14 protein-coding genes are annotated in these 15,277 nt (G+C 61.6%); 5 read left to right on the forward strand and 9 right to left on the reverse strand.

Going from position 1 to position 15,277, the window contains the following annotated elements; translation table 11 throughout:
- The first annotated feature begins 156 nt into the window (after window positions 1–156).
- Together rsmG and K1X71_09980 are read left to right on the forward strand one after the other, a co-directional pair.
- The gene (gene rsmG / locus K1X71_09975; protein ID MBX7073461.1) at window positions 157–816 is read left to right on the forward strand and encodes a 16S rRNA (guanine(527)-N(7))-methyltransferase RsmG; all 660 of its coding nucleotides are present in this window, start codon (window positions 157–159) and stop codon (window positions 814–816) included.
- 219 nt (window positions 817–1,035) lie between these two features.
- Entirely contained in the window at window positions 1,036–1,935 is a 900-nt protein-coding gene (locus K1X71_09980) for a sulfotransferase (protein ID MBX7073462.1), read from the forward strand.
- Here the strand turns inward: K1X71_09980 and K1X71_09985 are convergent.
- From K1X71_09985 to K1X71_10000, 4 genes are all read right to left on the reverse strand, one after another.
- A complete protein-coding gene (locus K1X71_09985; GenBank protein MBX7073463.1) occupies window positions 1,865–2,620 on the reverse strand; it encodes a 1-acyl-sn-glycerol-3-phosphate acyltransferase in 756 nt (251 codons plus the stop codon). The genes K1X71_09980 and K1X71_09985 overlap by 71 nt on opposite strands.
- A gap of 157 nt (window positions 2,621–2,777) precedes the next feature.
- Window positions 2,778–3,473, reverse strand: coding sequence for a four-helix bundle copper-binding protein (locus K1X71_09990; GenBank protein MBX7073464.1), 696 nt, complete (start codon window positions 3,471–3,473; stop codon window positions 2,778–2,780).
- 214 nt (window positions 3,474–3,687) lie between these two features.
- Window positions 3,688–5,391: a hypothetical protein gene (locus K1X71_09995; protein MBX7073465.1), complete on the reverse strand. Its 1,704-nt coding sequence runs from the start codon at window positions 5,389–5,391 to the stop codon at window positions 3,688–3,690.
- Between the two features lie 84 nt (window positions 5,392–5,475).
- Window positions 5,476–6,084: a DNA-3-methyladenine glycosylase I gene (locus K1X71_10000; GenBank protein ID MBX7073466.1), complete on the reverse strand. Its 609-nt coding sequence runs from the start codon at window positions 6,082–6,084 to the stop codon at window positions 5,476–5,478.
- A gap of 222 nt (window positions 6,085–6,306) precedes the next feature.
- Between K1X71_10000 and K1X71_10005 the strand changes: the two genes are divergently transcribed.
- Window positions 6,307–6,633, forward strand: coding sequence for a Dabb family protein (locus K1X71_10005; GenBank protein MBX7073467.1), 327 nt, complete (start codon window positions 6,307–6,309; stop codon window positions 6,631–6,633).
- A 31-nt stretch (window positions 6,634–6,664) separates the two neighbouring features.
- Here K1X71_10005 and K1X71_10010 read toward each other — a convergent pair whose 3' ends face one another.
- Window positions 6,665–7,648, reverse strand: a complete 984-nt coding sequence (locus tag K1X71_10010; protein ID MBX7073468.1) for an SDR family oxidoreductase — start codon at window positions 7,646–7,648, stop codon at window positions 6,665–6,667.
- A 185-nt stretch (window positions 7,649–7,833) separates the two neighbouring features.
- Here K1X71_10010 and K1X71_10015 point away from each other — a divergent pair, with 185 nt between their 5' ends.
- On the forward strand, window positions 7,834–8,754 hold the full coding sequence (locus K1X71_10015) for a VanZ family protein (GenBank protein MBX7073469.1): 921 nt from the start codon (window positions 7,834–7,836) through the stop codon (window positions 8,752–8,754).
- A gap of 4 nt (window positions 8,755–8,758) precedes the next feature.
- Here K1X71_10015 and K1X71_10020 read toward each other — a convergent pair whose 3' ends face one another.
- The 3 genes from K1X71_10020 to K1X71_10030 form a co-directional block, all read right to left on the reverse strand.
- A complete protein-coding gene (locus K1X71_10020; GenBank protein MBX7073470.1) occupies window positions 8,759–9,967 on the reverse strand; it encodes a S26 family signal peptidase in 1,209 nt (402 codons plus the stop codon).
- Window positions 9,968–9,992: 25 nt separating this feature from the next.
- Window positions 9,993–11,885 (reverse strand): acyl-CoA dehydrogenase family protein, encoded by a 1,893-nt coding sequence (locus K1X71_10025; protein MBX7073471.1) that lies wholly within the window; start codon window positions 11,883–11,885, stop codon window positions 9,993–9,995.
- A gap of 213 nt (window positions 11,886–12,098) precedes the next feature.
- Window positions 12,099–12,410, reverse strand: a complete 312-nt coding sequence (locus K1X71_10030; protein MBX7073472.1) for a hypothetical protein — start codon at window positions 12,408–12,410, stop codon at window positions 12,099–12,101.
- Window positions 12,411–12,952: 542 nt separating this feature from the next.
- Here K1X71_10030 and K1X71_10035 point away from each other — a divergent pair.
- Entirely contained in the window at window positions 12,953–13,417 is a 465-nt protein-coding gene (locus tag K1X71_10035) for a prepilin-type N-terminal cleavage/methylation domain-containing protein (GenBank protein ID MBX7073473.1), read from the forward strand.
- A 77-nt stretch (window positions 13,418–13,494) separates the two neighbouring features.
- Here K1X71_10035 and K1X71_10040 read toward each other — a convergent pair whose 3' ends face one another.
- Window positions 13,495–14,901, reverse strand: a complete 1,407-nt coding sequence (locus tag K1X71_10040) for a hypothetical protein (protein MBX7073474.1) — start codon at window positions 14,899–14,901, stop codon at window positions 13,495–13,497.
- Window positions 14,902–15,277 lie beyond the last annotated feature (376 nt).

The following is a 15,277-nucleotide window of genomic DNA, read 5'->3' on the forward strand; positions in this document are numbered from 1 at the left end:
AGGAGGGCAACTCGTGGCAGCGTAGCCCGCCGCGCCGAGGTTTGCAACGCGACGGCGCCCGCCGTTGTAACCAAAGCCGGCTATAATTCACGGTTTGACTCAATTCAAGGTCCGCGTTGCGAGAGAAGCCTGGTGAACGAACCCCCCACTAGTCCAGTGCAAGACGACTTACGCCAAACGCTTGCGCGGCATGGCATCGCGCTCGAAGGCGAGCAAATCGAGCTATTGGAGCGCTATGCGCTCGCGCTGTGGGAGTGGAACACCAAACTCAATCTCACGCGGCACACCACCTACGAAAAATTCGTTGGACGCGACGTGGTCGACGCCCTGGCCGTCGCCAGCCTTCTGGAAACCGGCGAACACGTCCTCGACCTCGGTTCGGGCGGCGGCCTGCCGGGCGTCCTTATTGCGATCGCCCGGCCCGATGTGCGCGTAGACCTTTGCGAATCGATGGCCAAGAAGGCCCGCGTGCTCGAACAAATCGTCGCGGACCTCGGGCTACCCATTCAGGTGTACGCGCGCCGGGTACAAGACTTGCTGGTCGATCAACAGTTCGATGCCTTGATCGCCCGCGCGGTTGGCCCGCTCAAGGATATCTTGCGGTGGCTGGCGCCGCACTGGGGGCAATTTCAGCGATTGCTGCTGATCAAGGGGCCGCGCTGGACGGAAGAACGTCACGAGGCGCGGCAGTTGGGACTCTTGCGAGAACTTGTCTTGCGCCGCCGCGTCCACTATCCGCTAGCAGGAACGGAATCAGAGAGCGTGGTGCTAGAACTGCGCAGCAAGGACGACGCGGGCGAGGAGTTCGAAGAGTAGTCAACGCTGCGCCAACTGGCGCCGGGCAACGCAAATGCGCTGGTTCGCGCGCCAGCATATCCACAATGACAATCGCCGTCGCAGTTTGCCTCGATTGCCGGCCTTCTCTTGCCGAGATGCGCGAGGTGCATTAAACCAACCTCATCTATTTGCCAGCACAGACTCTATGGCTTTTGACAAACCTGCGGATCTTGCGCAATCTCACTGACTCCGGATTTTGTGAGTAGCAGCCCTGTGGTGATGGTCGAATATCAACAGGCGCAAAGGGCGAACCATCCGGAGTTTGTGATGCAGAATGAGGTATGCCGACCCATCTTTGTGTTGGGTCTGAACAAGAGCGGCACCAGCCTGCTTTATCTCTGCCTGTCTCGCCATCCCCAATTGTCGGCGATTCAAGTTCCGACCAGCGCGCCGCGCCGCAAGCATGAGACGAGCATGTTGTATCTCAGCGATTACAACATCTCCGAGGGGCATAAGTTAACGAGCCTGCCGGCCAAGCTGCGGCCCAGCGATCACGCCAGTTGCTTTGCGCATCCCAGCTATCTGCCAAAGTATCGGCTCACCGAAGCCGACGTGGCCGCCGACGATTGGCAACTCGTTCATGCGGCGTACCACGCGGCAATGGTCGACTCGAACAAGCGGTTGTGCGAAAAATCCCCGCCCAATCTGGTCCGTAGCCGCTACCTGCAGGCCCTGTTTCCCGATGCCACATTCGTCGCGATTGTGCGTTCTCCGTACGCCAATCTGAGCGCCAACGCGAAAAAGCGCAATAAATGGGGCACCGTCGCGGAACAGGCCGCTCATTGGGCAGGCGGTTACGAGACTTTGCTGACTGATAGCCAGCACCTGCGACGATTACTGATCATCCATTACGAAGAACTGGTCGACAATCCACGCGGCACGCTCGCGGCGGTGTGCGCACACTGCCAGTTGGACTATTCTCCGGAGCTGTTGGCGGGCACATCGATCGAGTGCGGCGTGAACGACCAATTGATCGCGCTGCTCACCGCGGCCGACGTGCGTGTGATCACCGCCGCCTGCCAAGACGTCATGCGCCGATTGGGATACGATCCGCTGCGGTCTCGGGGCACAAACGGCGACTCGCGTCACGCGGCCTGACTTCCTGCGGGCGGGGCTTGAGCGGCGCTCCCCACGGCCGTGTCCGACGCAATCGTCTCTCGCGCGCCGTTTGCATGCACGCTCTCACGCGGCGTTCCACTTCCTCTCCGAGCGCCCGCTCCGAATAGCGTGCGATCTCCTCTGGCATAATGGGCATGCCAATCACCACATCGATCGCCGTCAGACACGGCAATACGGCGTCGCGCGGCAGACAGTCGAACGCGCCGTCGAGCGCCAAGGGAATGATCGGCGTTCCGGCCCGCCGCGCCACCGTGGTGAAGCCTGGCTTGAAGTGTTGCACATGGCCGTCGGGCGTGCGTGTTCCTTCCGGAAAGATGAGCACCAGCTCGTCGTTCTTCAGCCGGCGCAGCGTTTCTTTCAGGCCGCTCAGGCCGGTGCCGTCGCGGTCGATCGGAATCGCGTCCAGCGACGAGATCAGCCATCGCAGCGGTGGAAAACGAAACAACGACTGCCGCGCCAAATAGTTCAGGCGGCGGTCGAACGACAAGCCCACCACCAACACATCGAGGTGGCTTTGATGGTTGCATACCACCAAGGCGCCTCCGGCATCCGGCACATGCCGTCGACCAGTGGCGCGAATCCGAAACAGGCTCAGACCAATGAGCCTGCAAATCATGTGCAGCCACCAGTACCAGGCGCGCTTGGCGACAGAGCGTTGGGCCATCTCGTTGACAATGCGGTGCAATCGATCGAATCATCTGGCCTCGGCGACCAGGGGACCACCAATGTAATCCACCTCGCCGGCGCGCGCAACCGGCTGACTAAGCCAACTCGTGGCCTGGGCCGGACTGGCGCGCAATTCGTTCGCCTGACCACTCCAACTAACGTTGCGGCTGGGCCGGCTGTTGCTCGGATGACGCTGGCGCGTCCGGCGAGGCCCCTTCCGCGTGTTCGGCGTGCTCGCCGCTTCCCATGGTATTGACCATCTGCTTGCAAGCCTCGGAGCATTTGCGGCACGCCTCAGCGCAATCCTTGAGCAATTGGTTGTTGCCACCGGCCGCTTCGCACGCCATCTCACAGGCCGAGCAGGCGGTCTCGCACGCTCCGCAAGAGACTCCCATCAGCGGGCTACGCCGCTCCATCATCTGCACGGCAAAATCGCAAAACCGCTGGCAGTCGCCCGTAAGCTGTTGCACATCGCGCAAGGCCTGATCGGTTCCCGCTTGGTTGTAGGCGTACCATGAAGCGCGGTTGCAGATCTGCGCGCACTCGCGGCAAGCTTGGATACATTCGTGCATCGCTTGCATGTGCGGCGACTCCCCCGTCGGGCGATTCACCGTATGCCGTTGCGGCTTGTCAGCGGCAGGCGGTTGCTGTTGGTCCGCAGGCGCTGCTGCATCCGCTTCGGCAAATTGATTCGTTGGCGTCGCGGGCTCGGCTGGCCGGTCGGCTGCCGGCTGGGCAAGTTCAGCGGCGACCGGCTGCGCTGGATCATCGGCCAAGGCCCAGGCGCCCCAACCTAACGCGGTGGCGGTTAGTGAAGAAAGTAACACGAACAAGTGTTTCCGGCGGCGCATGACAAGCTCCTTCTGTTGAGGCGACTACAACCGTGTCAGTACACGGCGCCTCAGTGGCTTGCAAAAGTAATGCCCATCGCCCGTTTGACCTATTTCGCAAGCCGCTAACGCCAAATCCGATAGACCAGTTACGACTGCCAACAGCCTCCGGAGTCGGCATCGACCAGCTTGGCGGGTCGGCAATCGACGATTGACTCCTCGTGCGCGCTGAGTGTTACGAGATGATCTGCCGCCGCCGCTTCAGATAGTCCCACACGACATATCGATCCAGATCGCGGCCCCCCGCGAAAAAGACGCGCCCCTTGGTCGACTCGGCCATGCGGTAGGCGAACTGAATGTCTTCGCTCGATTGCGACCATCCTGACAGCAAGAAAATATTGATGGTGATCCCTGCCCGGTGACATTCCAAGGCCTCGCGCATCGTCGCCGACTCGGTGCGCCGGTCGGGCGGATACAGCATGTACAGCGTTTCATCTTCAAAATGGGCCGTCGGAAGGCCGTCGGTGATGAGGATGATCTGGCGATTCGGCGTGTCCTGCGCCGCCAAGAACCTCCGCGAAACAAGTAGTGCGTGCTGAATGTTGGTGAAGTGCGGCGGAATCTGCTGCTCGCTCAGTTCCGGATCGCTCATGTCGGCCTTCAACCGCACCCACGGCTCGAAGATCGTCACCGGCTTCGGTAGCAGCGAGCCGATTTCGCTGGCATGCCTCGGCTTGGCGAAGGTGAACATCTCGACAAACTGCAAGTAGTCCCCCGGATACTCGCGGCGGATCAGCCCGTCGAGCGCCAGCGCCATGCGCTTAACGTTCACATACTGCATCCCATAGCGCATCGAGCCACTCATGTCCATCAGCACCGCAGTGGCGCATTTGGGGCTGTTCCGTGTGCGGTGAATCTCGATGTCGTCCGCGCGCATTCGCACCGGCAGGCCGGGACCAGATCGCAGCATGGCGTTCACCAGCGAGCCCGGAATATCCATGTTGGCCACCGAGTCGCCAAACTCATACGCCTTGGTGGCCTGCATCTCCACGGCCCCTTCACCGATGATCGGCCCCTGATGCCGTCCAAAGCGCGCCGCTTCCAGGTCGCTGAAGATCCGCTCTAGCAGCTTGCCTTGAAACAAGCGATACGCCTTGGGCGTCAGCTCATAATGCCCGTTCTTGGTTCGCTCCAAGCCTTGTCGTTCCGCTAGCTCGCGCACATAGTCTTCGATCTGCTGCCGCAGCGCGTCCAGGTTCTCCAGGTCGGCTGGCTCGACAAACTGGCTCAACTCCTCCAGATCAATCACCGCAATCTGCGCGTTCTTCTCTGCCTCTTCCAATTGTTTGAGCAGGCGATCGATCGTCTCCAGCTTCTCCTTGATTTCCAGCGCCTCGGGCACGGTCAGTCGTTGGTTACCGGTGAAGGCATATTTGGCCGCCAGTTCCTCGACCTCGTATTTGTCTCCCAGAGCCGAGATCAAACGCATCAGTTCGCTGGCAAAGCGCGATTGATCGCTCCCGGCGCGATACCACAGTCGCTCTAGATCGCGCAACTGCTCCTCTTCGACCGCCTGACGAAAGAGCTTGCGTAGCGCCTTGGGGGGCTTAACGCCGCGCCCGGCGGCCACGTACTCCTCGCGCGCCAGCTTGAGCACGCGCTCGGTCTCGTATGTCTCCAAAATCTTGCGCTTCATCTCCTCCAGCAGGCGGCGGAGCGATTCAATCGTTGGTCCCAGACCCGCGATCTGACTGGGATCGAGACGCACGGCGCGGGCCAGTTCCTCGTCAGTCAGTTCGCGCAGATCGCCCGTCATAAGCAAATGTTCGAAGGCGCCAGAAACCAGATCGGGCGCGTCCTGTCGCGGGCTGGGAAACCGCTGCGGATCGTACTTGCGATAGACGTGAATAATTCCGCCCAGCTCATCGCGCGAATTCATGTCGACTCCTGCAGTGGCCGCCCCGTCTTGCCCCCAACAGTGTACGCATAGGCGCCGCTACGGGAGAAATTCGCCGCAAAAGCCTTACCTGGCGGCTGCACGCGGCTTGCGTCCCACTTGCGCATGGCGAAAGCAACTCGCCAGGTGATCGTTCACCACTCCCACGCTCTGCATGTAGGCGTAGCAGATGGTTGTCCCCACGAATTGAAAGCCGCGCGCCTTCATTTCTTTGCTGACCCGATCCGATAGTGGCGAACTAGCCGGCAACTCGTCGCGCGACTGCCAGCGGTTCACCACCGCGCGCCCATCGACAAAGCCCCACAAGTAGTCGGCAAAGCTGCCATGCTTTTCTTGAATGGCGAGCACACCGCGGGCGTTCTTGATGATCGCCACCAGCTTGGCCCGATTGCGGACAATCTCGGTGTTCGCCAACAACTTATCGAGGCGCCGCTCGCTGTAGCGGGCCACCCGCGCGGGCTCAAATTTGTCAAACGCCTTCCGAAACGCCTCACGCTTGCGCAGCACAATCTCCCAACTCAGGCCCGCCTGCACTCCCGATAGCGCCAAAAACTCGAACAAGCCGCGATCATCGCGCAGCGGCACCCCCCACTCCTGATCGTGGTAGTCGAGCATCAACTGCGATTTAGGCCAGGAGCAACGATCTGGCGCCGCGGGATTGGTCTGGTTTGGCATCTTGAGCAACCATCAAAACGGTCAGAGGCAAGCGGCTCGAGACTCGGCTACAATCGGCACGCGAGACATGTCCATTCGGCCACTAAAACACTTTGGGAGACGCCCCCCATGAAATCTTGGAAGTTTGCGACTATTCTGACCGCCTTGTTCTCCGTTTGCACGCTGGCGATGGTCGCCAGCCGTCAGCACCCCGCCTTTGCCGCCGAGGAGAAGCAGCCAGCCATGCAGCTTGCCCACAATGTGTTCTTCACCCTCAACGACAGCACTCCCGCCAACCGGCAGAAGCTCGTCGATGCCTGCAAGAAGTATCTGGTAAATCATCCGGGCGTGACGTACTTCGCTTGCGGCACGGTTTGCGAGGAACTCGACCGGCCCGTGAACGATCGCAACTTCGACGTCGGCCTGCATGTGGTGTTTGTCGACCGCGCCGCGCACGACGTCTATCAAACCGCCCCCGATCATCTCAAGTTCATCGCCGAAAACCGCGAAACTTGGAAGCAGGTGCGCGTGTTCGACACGAATGTCGAAAGCCTGACTCCCAAGCTATAACGCGGCCCGCAGGCGCGAGCGGCCCGACACGTCAACGGCCGCCGCGCGCCAGTCGCGCGCGAAATTCGGCAATCGTATGCTTGAGACCCTCGGCCAACGGAATCTTGGGCTCCCAGCCTAAGTTCTGTTTGGCTCGGGCGATGTCTGGCCGCCGCTGCTTGGGATCATCCTCGGGCAGCGGTTCGTGAACCACGCGCGTCTGGCCGCCGACTTGTTTTTGCACCTCGTTGGCTAGTTCCTGCATGGTGAACTCGCCAGGGTTGCCTAGATTGTGCGGCAGGTTGGCTTCGGCGCCGTTGTACTGCATCAGGCGAATCAAACCCTCCACCAGATCGTCGACATAGCAAAAGCTGCGCGTCTGGCTGCCGTCGCCGTAGATCGTCAGCGGCTTGCCTGACAGTGCTTGCACCACGAAGTTGCTCACCACACGGCCGTCGTTGAACGCCATCCGCGGGCCGTAGGTGTTGAAGATCCTCGCGATGCGCGTGTCGACTTCATTACTGCGGTGATAGTCCATGAACAACGCCTCGGCGCAGCGCTTCCCTTCGTCGTAGCAAGAGCGGATGCCAATCGGATTGACACGCCCCCAATAGGTTTCTGGCTGCGGATGCACGTCCGGGTCGCCATATACCTCGCTGGTGCTCGCCTGCAGGATGCGCGCGCCCACCCGCTTGGCCAGCCCCAGCATGTTCAGCGCGCCCGTGACCGAGGTCTTGATCGTCTTGATCGGGTTGCTCTGGTAATACTTGGGCGAGGCGGGACACGCCAGGTTGAAAACCCAATCGACTTCCAGCAGGATCGGCTGTGTAATGTCGTGGCGAATCAGTTCAAACCGCGGGTTCGCACGTAGCGGATCAACATTGGCCTTGCTGCCTGTGAAGTAGTTGTCGAGGCAAACCACTTCGTGCCCAGCGGCCAGTAACCGCTCGCACAAATGAGAGCCCACAAATCCGGCGCCTCCCGTAACCAACACACGTCGCGATTCACTCATGCCGATATCAGTCGAAGTGACCATGTGGCGCCCCGCCGCAAACCGCTGGCATTGTGGGTTGCCCGGGCAGGAGTGTCCAGAGCATTGTCAATCCGATGAGTTTGGCTTGTCCAGGCGCGACCGCCAAACCCTCAAGTGGTTCGACGGCAAGCGAATATCCCGTGCGCTGACATTGCAAAAACTACGTACTCAAAGATCACCAGCCTGAAATGAAACGCGCGGCAGTCATCCTGGTGGCGATTGTGGCCCTGGCGGCGCTCTTGGTTCCGCTGCCGGCAGATTCGCGCCTCGATCGCGCGGTGATGGACCTGGTGCATGCCCCCATGTTCGCGCTGTTGGCCGCCGGGCTCTATGTGCTGCTCGACGGATCGCGGATCGGCGGACCAATTGCACGGGGAGCCAGCGCTTTTTTGGTGGTGACTTTGTTTGGCGCGCTGGCCGAACTGGGGCAGGCCCTGACCGGCCGCAGCGCCAGTTGGGCCGACCTGGCCGCCGATGCCTGCGGCGCCGCGGCAGGGATTGCGTTGGCGGCGGCGTGGTCATCGCGCGAGCGCGCGGCGCAAGTTGGCCTCGTGCTGCTGGGACTGGCCGGTCTAGGCCTGGGCGTATTTCGCGGCTCGGCGACGATTGCCGACGTCTATCGCCAACATGCCGAACTGCCGCGACTGGCCAGCTTTGAGCGTCAGCGAGAGCTAGACCGCTGGTACCCCCATGAAGCATATGGCTGGCGTATGGGCCAGCACGCCACCGAGGGGGACTGGGCGTTGGAACTGCAACTGCTCCCCGGCCAATACCCGGGCATCACGCTCTGGTGCCCGCCTCCCGACTGGTGCATCTACGAATCGCTGGCGCTCGATGTTGTGCTGGACGAGGGACCGCCGCTCGATCTGATCGTCAAGATACAAGATCGGCGGCACAACAATGACTATCGCGATCGATTTAACGGGATGTTCCATCTCCACCCCGGAGAGCAGACGCTGCGCATATCGCTGGCCGATGTGCAGAGCGCACCTGATTCTCGGCTCATGCGTCTTGATGAAATCGCCGCGCTGTCGTTTTTCGTCATCGACCTCGGCGTGCCGCGCAAGATCTGGATCGACCACATCCGCCTCGAATCGCCGCTCCCCTGATGCCTCATTCGCCGCGGCGAAAAACCCAGATCGGCGCGCCCAGCAATTGATCGCCCGCAATGCCCGGCCGACGCCAGTAACGACTGTCGTGCGACAGCGCCGGGTTGTCGCCGAGCAGCAGATACTCGTCCTTGCCCAGCGAATAGATCGCGGCGACGGCGCCGCGCGGTTGCAAGTAGTGGATATCGCGGGCGATGCGGACGCGCGCGAGCGACACTTCACCGCCGCGCGCGCCGATGGCAATGCGCGCCGCTTGGTCGCTCTGAACTTTATTTTCAATTGGCTGTTGGATCAGCAGCTTGCCATCAAGTTCGCAAATTGCCTGTCGATCGATGTTGGCGGCCACCATGCGCCGCGGCACTGCCGCCAGCGAATGTGAAGCGATCAGCTTGCCATCGCTGATTAGCTCTACTTTTTGCTGTTGTCGCAGTAGCTCAATCTGCAGAGCGCCTCGTGGCGAACTCAGTTCAACAGCCAGGTCGCCCCGCAGCGACGCGATATCCAGCTCGACAATCCAATCATCAACCGCGTGCTTGTCGACCAGCGGCGCGCCGCAATTGTAGGAAAGCGTGTTATCGATCGGACGAACAAAGCTCAGCCAATCGAAATCGCTCGCCGCACGTCGGGGCGCAAATTGCCAGCTTGCGGCCCGAATCGTCCAGCCCGAGGGCGATGTGTCGGGGCGCCATGCCTCACGCCCCGGCGCCATGTACCGCGAGTCGTGGACCAGCGCCGTCAGTCTCTGCGCCACATCCAAGGGCTTGCGCGCGATCTCGCCATTCACCAGCGCGTCTCCCCCGCGCAACTCGATCGTCTCGCCCGGCAATCCCACCACCCGTTTGAGCAGCGTGCGAGTGGCGTCGTCTGGATCGCGGCACAGGGTCATTTGCCAGCGGCGCGGCGGCCGCAGCAGATACGCGCTCGGCCAGGCGATCAGTCGGTCGCCAGCGCAGTTGGGCAGGTCGTCGATCGGCGTGGCGCCGCCGCAATTTGGGCAAATCGCCCGCGCGCCCAGGGATGGCAGTTGATCCTCCGCTCCGCCGCCGATAGCCAGCGGCAAACCGCAATCGGCGCATGCGACCCGCCGATGCACACCGAGCACGGCTGGCGCCATCGACCCGCTGGGAACGCGATACCCAACGACCAGCCAAGTGGTGGTTAGCGTGGCGGCGATCGCCGCGCCAATGGCTAACTCGACGATCGCGCGCGTCATGCGCCCTCGCGCGGTCGGCAAGACCTCAGTCGAGGAGTCGATTCGCGATGCGAGTGGTGTCTTCGTCGTCGTTGTCCCACATGTCGGCCAAATGGCGCCGAATGCGCCGTTCGGCCGTCTTGAGATAGTAGCGTCCCAGCTCCAGCGCCTGCTGGCGCTCGCCGGCGTTCGTTTCCGCCGGAGCATGCCCATTGGCTTGCGCCGCCGCGGCTTGGTGGTCATGGCCGCCATGCTGCCCGTCGCCATGCCCATTCGCGCCGTGATGATCGTCCGCTGCATGGTGATCGTGGCTGGCGGCATGTCCGGCGGCATGCGACTCGGCCCGCAGGGCGCGATCCAGTCGCTTGATCACACACGCCGACGCGTACAGTTCCATGACCACATCGGCCGCGCGGCCCAATTGATATTGGCGATCGACGATCGACTCTTGGTATTTGCGCAAAAGCTTTTCCACGTTCGAGCCAAAAAGGCCGACCAGCTTGCCTAGTCGCGCGGCGTCGTCTTCGAGTTCGATCGAACGCACTTCCACCGCCGGCGAAGCGAGCATCGCGCCTAGCCGGCGACCGGCAAAACCGCCAATCTTGCCGAAATGGATAATCGGGTTCTTGAGCGCGTCGAGCACCCCTTTCAGCTCGAGTCCCACGTCGCGCATGCCGACCAGGGCAGTGAACGACTTGAGCACGTCGTTGGCGCCCTCGCCAATGGTGTTGATGCGCCCGTCGCGCATCATCCGCTCGAATGGCTCGTCGGTGAAGTAGGCCTTGCCGCCGTAGATTTGGATCGTGTCGTTGATGATGCGCCACAGCACTTCGGTGGCGAACACCTTGAGCATCGCCGTTTCCAGCATGTACTCTTCCGCGCCCGAATCGATCAGCGCGGCCGTCTCGTAAGTGCAGGACTCCATGGCAAAGGCGCCGGCCGCCATATAAGCCAACTTATCCTTGACCAGCTCGAACGAACCCAGCGTCTGGCCAAATTGCACACGTCGCGACGCGTGCTCACTTGCCTTGGCCACGCAAAACTTGGCCGCGCCGGTGCAGCTGGCGCCAAAGGTCGTGCGACCATAATCGAGCACCGTCAGCGCGATCCGCAGTCCCCTGCCCAACTCGCCCAAAATGTTCTCGTTGGGCACGAACATATCGCGAAACGCCAGTCGCCCCGTGGCGCTACCGCGCACCCCGCACTTGTCCATCCGCTCTTCGATGACCTCAAAGCCCTTCATGTCCGGCGTCACCATGAAGGCCGTGATCTTCGTCTCGCGGCTTCCAGGTACCGGCGTGCGGGCCATCACCGTCAGCACCTTGGCAATGCCGCCGTTAGTGATCCAGCGCTTGTCGCCGTTGAGGATGTAGCCACGGCCATCGGGAGATGGGGTGGCCAGCGTCTGCACGTTGGCGGCGTCGCTGCCCGCCTCGGGCTCGGTGAGCGCGAACGCGCTAATCGCCTCGCCGGTGGCGAGCTTCGGCAAAAACTTCTCTTGCTGTTCTTTGGTGCCGAATAGCACAATCGCGCGCGGGCCGATCGAGTGATGCGCGTTGACGAATAGCGCTGTGCCGCCGCAATGTCCGCCCAAGATTTCGATTAGTTGGCAATACGACGTTTGGCTCATGCCGCGGCCGCCAGCATGTTTGGGCAGGCAGGCCCCCAGCACCCCTAGCCGCCCCAGACCGTGTGTCACTGCATCCGGAATCCGCGATTCGCGATCGATCTGCACCGGGTCAATGTGATCGCGAGCAAACTGCTTCAACTCTTCGACTGCCCGGTTCGTTTCGGCGTCGGCCTGCAAGTCGGGGTAGGGGGGGAGTGCCTCATTCATGTAGCGGCCAAAGAACAAGGCCTTGGCAAAGCCCATCTTGTCGATGTGATCGCCGAGAATCTCCTCGGCTTCGGCAATTTGCTTTTCTCGGTCGACAGCCATGCTTGACCCTCTTTGGGCGACGAAGGAACTTTGGTTCGGCAAGGTAGCCTTAGTTATACGATTGGCGCCCCATTCCGCGTCAGGGGGCGCCACACGAAAATACGCCCCTCCGCCAGTGTGCAATTGTGTGCTCGCTAGCACAGTAGCGAACGCAGGGGGCACGGCCAGTGTCTCTGCTGCGATTCAAAGCACGGCGGTTAGCGAGTCGATCGACTATCGCAACCGGGCCAACGCATCCAGCGCGCGCTGCGCGGCGGCCACGCCGCCGAGTTGATCGGCCAGCTTCTTCGCCGCCACCAGGTCATCGATCGATAGCGATCCGGCCGCGGATCGACGGCCGCGCCCGCTACCGCTGCTGCCCGACTTCTTCATCACCGCCTTGATGTTGCTCACTTGCGCTGGCGAGACTTTGATATTCTTCTCGGCCAGCTTGGCGATGATGTCCTTGGGGCGCGTATCCATTCCCAGGTGGCCGATCATCTGACGCACGTGTTCAGCCTTGCTGATCGCTGATTTCTTTGCCATCGCAAATTCTCCTGACTCGAACGATTCTTGTGTTTCGCGGCGCCATGCTCGCTCGACTATCGCGATGAGCGACCGCCAATCCAGGGATCGTTGGTTTGGCAGCGGCGCGGATGTTTATCGTGGCCGCGAATGACTGGATGACGCCGATGCGTCGAACTCATTCACGCGAGTATTCACGTTGGATTGAACATAGCCGTTTACAGCGCAATGTGAAAGTCGCGAGAGTGTCATTGCATTCATCGGAAACGTCGCTTCATTGGCGAATAGCGCTAACCAACAGCCAGACGGCGCGAAAGAACGGCGGCCATTTCGAGAAGCGAAAGTCAGCAATCCGCGCGAGAAGCGGTCCTGCCAAACAGCAAGATGGCGACGCAAAACATAGCGCTTTCGCCGGGGCATTGCGTAGCGACCATCACAACTCTAGGTCAGCTTTGGCGACAAGCAAGCCACCCTTACGCGACTTGACTGTGTGTCGTCTGCCGAGTCGAGCCGAGGGACCTAGATTTGCATAGGCCCAATCCATGTACATGCTTCGACGCCCTATGTCGCGCCGCGCAACCACACGAACCGCTTACACGCTGGTCGAGTTGATCATCGTGCTGTTGGTCATTTCGATCTTGGCGGTGGTGGCAGGCTCGCGCGTCTCCCATTCGATGTGCGTGCAGCGCGCCGAGGGCGCCGCGCGGCGCATTGTCGCCGATCTCGAGATGTTGCGCGCTCGAGCGCGGCACGGCAGCCAACAGCAGAACATCGTGTTCGACGCCAGCACGCATTGCTACACCATCGCTTCGCTCGTTGATCCCGATCGCCCCGGCGAACCCTATCACGTCTCCCTGGCCGATCTCTACCAGGTTCAACTCGATACGGTGAACCTCGGCGGAGACGCCACGCTATTGGTCACCGGGCATGGAGTCGCCGATTCCAGCGGCACGATCATCGTTCGCTCGGGCACTGAGGCGCGCACCATTCTCATTGATAGCGATACCGCCAAGGGTGAAATTCAATAGCCATCAAAACAACAACCCCCCGACCGCTGGTCGAGGGGTTGTCGCAATGCTCGTAGTAGTGAGTGACGCTTGCGCTGCTAGAACACGAACTGCAGGCCGAACATGGCGCCATGCAGGATGAGCGTGTTGTTCGCCTTGATGTGCGTGATCTCCGGCGTATCGACCAAGAAGTGCGGATACTGCGTGTCGGCCAGCGCCAAGCCCGACGCTGCCATCACCATGTAGCCGCCAAACACGCTGCAGCGCGGAGTGATCGCCCAGTTGAGGCCCGTCCAGAACTCGCCAATAAAGCTCACCATGTTCTGGTTCGAGTTCACCACGTAGCTCTGCAAGCCATCGCCGCGATACACCGAAAACTCTTGGTGGGCCCAGTTATTGTAGATGCCGAACTTCGGTATGCCGAACCAGCTCAAGCGCGGCCGGAAGAAGCAGTTGGCCATCGTGCCGACCTGCGCGCCCAGCAGGCGATTGCGCACCTGCGAGTCGATGTAAGCCTCGTTCTGGCCACCGTTTTGCCCAAATTCGCTCCCGCCCGCGACCGAGCCAAAGATCAGCCCTTCGTTGAACTGGAAGTAGCGAATACCCGTCAGCCAGGTCAGGGTCAATGGTCGACCGGGCAGCGTCATCGGCGTCGAATAGACGTTCCATTCAAAGTTGTTGATGGTGTCGCGCCGCCAGATGCGATGTTCTTGCGCGTTGTCGAAGAAGGCCGTGGCCGGTTGCCCGCCGATGTTCACGCCAAACAGGTCGATCGGCGTCAGCAAGTTGCCCGGGTCACGCTCAAAGGCCGTCGCTTGGAACGGCGCGATCGACCACCAGGTGAAATCCCAGGCCACGCCGCAGCAAGGGCAGCAACCAAAACGCAACAGTCCGCCGCCACGCCAACTGTCCATGGCGTCGACGGTGTTCATCATCTGGTTTTGGTTGTTGTTCACCGCGGCAGTGGTCCACACCGGATTGGGATTATTGCGGGTGAGGATCAAACCGCCCACCGCGCCAAACCATTTGTCCCGGCAGCACGGCACACAACCGCCACACGGGTTGCAACTGCCGCTCGGCGAGGCCAGTGCCTCCTCGAAGTAGCTCGTTTGCGGCGCGGCCCCTTGCTGCGTCGGGGTCGGCAACACGCCGCCGTCGTTCATCAGCCCCGAGTATTCGTAGCGCGCCGGGGCCACACCCGCTGATTGCGGCATGGCTTGCGGCGCGGTTTGCTGCGGCGCCATTTGCGCCGGCGCCGGCATGTAAACCGGTTGCGGCGCCATTACGGGCACATAGACCGGCTGTTGCACCACGTAGGGTTGATAGACCGGCTGGCCAATGCCCGGCGGGTAAGCCGGCTGCAGATATGGTGTCGACGCCGGCGGCGCGACCGAGGTCGGTAGCGGCAGCATGGCGGGTGAGCCGAACATGCCGTCTTGCGCCGCGGCATGCGTCGCCATCGCAAGCGCGGCGACCACCAAGATCGATGAGTGAAACACTCTCATCGCCGGAATTCCTTTCCTGTCAACCACTCGACCAGATTGCGCCGCCACAGGGGCGGCGCAGGCCAGTCGCCATCCGTGAAGCCGCCTCAGGGGGCGCCACCGGCGCGGCGACGCCAGCTTGGCCGAATCCACCGGCCAGACCGTACACGCCATCGCGCGGCGTGCCGGTTCCCCAAGGGCAGTTAATAGTTCGATCGTCCCAACGGAAAACGAAGATTCCGCCAAAACGACATCCATCCGGGGGTTTTGCTGGCGCCGTGCCGCGACAATTCGCACAGGCGCAAGGCACGGAGCGCCAAGCAGGCACGGCACATCCGGCGCCGGCCTTAGTCCTCGCCCAGTGTGACGGCGGCGCGACCCGGCCGTGGCCCATTTT

The sequence above is a fragment of the Pirellulales bacterium genome, assembly GCA_019694455.1.
In the GTDB taxonomy this organism is placed as follows: domain Bacteria; phylum Planctomycetota; class Planctomycetia; order Pirellulales; family JAEUIK01; genus JAIBBY01.